At 67.7% G+C, this 2,576-nt stretch carries 2 protein-coding genes; both read right to left on the reverse strand.

From position 1 onward, the window contains the following. Positions 1-339 precede the first annotated feature (339 nt). Positions 340-1,077, reverse strand: a complete 738-nt coding sequence (locus tag D456_RS24900; RefSeq protein WP_017578567.1) for a hypothetical protein — start codon at positions 1,075-1,077, stop codon at positions 340-342. A gap of 19 nt (positions 1,078-1,096) precedes the next feature. Next, positions 1,097-2,257: an IS4 family transposase gene (locus D456_RS0123215; RefSeq protein WP_239643905.1), complete on the reverse strand. Its 1,161-nt coding sequence runs from the start codon at positions 2,255-2,257 to the stop codon at positions 1,097-1,099. Between the last annotated feature and the right edge of the window lie 319 nt (positions 2,258-2,576).

Below are 2,576 nucleotides of genomic sequence, written 5' to 3' on the forward strand. Positions count from 1 at the left end.
GCCCACTGGCCACCGCGGCCTGAGCACACCCGGGTGAACGTTTCCGGCCACAGCACTAGCGGCAGGGAGATCGCCCACCGCTTCGAGCACAAGGAACGCTGGGGGCGACTGGTCAAACAGTGGGGTCATCAGGGCCGTTTCGACCAGGTTGTTGTGTGAGTGGCGGTCAATTGGCACCTACCCTCCCCCGCGGGGGCGGTGGAGACTCTGCGCGCTTCGTTGAAAACGTGGACTGTGAACACAGAGACCCGAGTCTGCGCATCAGAGCCAGTTTCGGGAACATGCACGGTCCTCAGGTACAGCCAACCTGATCTCGAGCACCGTTCACCGCGGAAGCGGTCATTGCTGTGACAAGTCTTGGAGGGCACGGCGTACCTGGCTGAGGAGCTGTTCAGGGAGGGTGTTCGGCCCGAGCCCTGCCTTGGCGCACGACCCGGCCAAGCTCTTGCGCTGGGTTCCCAGGAGGTCGGCGCCTGTGCCATCCAGCAGGTCGCTGGCTGCGTAGCCGTCCTTCGACGCGGTTTCGATCAGCCAGAGCAGCAGCCTTTCAGTGAGCCGCCGGTCGCGGATCAGGAGGGCAAACGCGGTGAGTCCAGCCCGGGTGGCGAACAGCGGCGTTTCCAAGGTGCGGATGTTCTCGACCAACTCGTCGGCACCCTCCGCTTCCTGGTCGCAACGCAGGCGAAGGATCAGCTGCACGCAGCGTTCCCAGGGTTCATGAACCTCGCTCTCCTCGACCAACCTCAGCGCCGGTGCGGCCTCACCGCCGGCGAGTCGAGCGAGGACGGTGACCTGGCGCCCGTCGAAGAGTCTCTGGCCGACGCCGCCGAGCAGACGCGCCTGCTCGGCAGCGTCTTGCCATCGGCCCTGCGCAGCCAGTGCCCGCATCCCATCGCCCAAGTACACCGACCATGCCCACCGGTAGACCTCAGGCGCGTTCGCTCCCCGTCCGGGTGATGCGGGCGTGGTCCGGTCACGGGTGGGGAACCGGAAGGAGCGCCGGGTGACCTCTCGGGGAGCGGACCGCGAGCGGCGCCGGGGCAGCAGGTCGTCCAGGAGCTCGCCGAACGCCCACACGTCCAGGGCCCTCAGGTGCTCAGGGGGAAAAACGCCGACCGGTCTGGTTGACCGACCGGCGTGCGGTGTTCAGGGCGGTGGTGAAGCTGACCCGGTCCGGATCCAGCCGTGCGTACCCGGCGGCGCGGGTGATCAGGTCCGATACCGCCTGGTAGGCCAGCAGCAGGGCCCAGGCCTCCTGGCGGACCAGGTCGGGGGTCTGGGAGCGAAAGCGCACCGTCGCGCCCCCGCGCAGCTCGGTCTTGACCGCGTCGTAGAGGATCTCTGCCTCCCAGCGGGAGGCGTACAGGCCCGGGAAGTCGGCAATGGGGTAGCGGCCGGGATCGAGCAGGCTGGTGACCAGGGTGATCGTCTCACCGGTGGTCTCGGTTCGGCCGGTGTCGGTGTAGACGGTGTACTCGATCACGCGTACCAGCGGGCCGCCCTTCTTCAGGTGCGCGGTGTAGGAGCCGTCGGCCAGCACCTGGACGGGGACCAGGTCGAACTGGGCTCCGGCGCGCATGATGACGTGGGCGCCGGTGGCGGTGATCGTGCGGTACAGGTCGGTGCCGCAGAACCCGGCGTCGAAGACGGTGAGCATGTCGGGTGCGAAGGAGGGCGCCAGGGCCTCGCACAGGGCCTTCTCGCTGGTGTTGTAGGCGTCGAAGGAGGCGTCGATGAGGCAGCGGGTGCCGATCTCGCAGTGCGCGACCAGGCGGATCTGGGGGAAGGTCCTGTCGGTGGGGCCGCTGAACGCGGCCCGGTTCGCCGCCGTGTCGGGCACGTCCAGGCAGGTGCCGTCCACCGCGGTCAGGCGGTAGCCGCGCCAGAACGCCCCCGGGGTGTCCGCCGGGGCCAGGGGCCCGGCGGTGCGGGCGAACAGCAGCGCCAGCGGCTCGGTGCCGAGTCTGGCCCGTGCCCGGGTCACGCTGGAGGCCTCGGGTGCGTCCGAGGCCGGAACGGCCAGGTGCTGGTCCCCGCCGCTGAACGCGCAGCCGTCGGCCAGTCGCCGCCAGATTTCCTTGTAGGACAGGTTCCGCCACAGCCACAGCGCCAGCACCAGGTACAGGGTCAGCCGTGCGGGCAGCTCACGCCGTCGTTGCTGGAGGGCACCGCCTTGGGTGGTCACGAGGTCGACCAGGTCCGCGGCGAAGGTCTGGGTCAGCACGCCGAAGGAGGCACGGTCAGCAGCGTTTGTCACGCTCTGGAGTATCTCGCGGGCGGTCGCGGTCGTGAACACCACCCCGACCCGCAGCTCCGCACCAGCGGAAACACCTTAAAACAACGATGTTGGGGTTCCGGGGTGCCACCGGACTTTGAAACAGCTGTGGGAAAGTCCGGCGTTTCCTGTGAAGTGCATGACCTCTGTGGACCTCGACTGGGCGGAGCCTGACCAAAAACCTGACTGTAGGATCCTCTTGGCCTCTCTGACCTTATCCTCGATACATGCCCGGATCACGCACTGAGCCCTTTTCATCCTGCTTCTCGGATTTGAAGTACGAGCACAGCTCGGGTGATCT

The sequence above is a fragment of the Nocardiopsis kunsanensis DSM 44524 genome, assembly GCF_000340965.1.
Classification (GTDB): Bacteria; Actinomycetota; Actinomycetes; order Streptosporangiales; family Streptosporangiaceae; genus Nocardiopsis; species Nocardiopsis kunsanensis.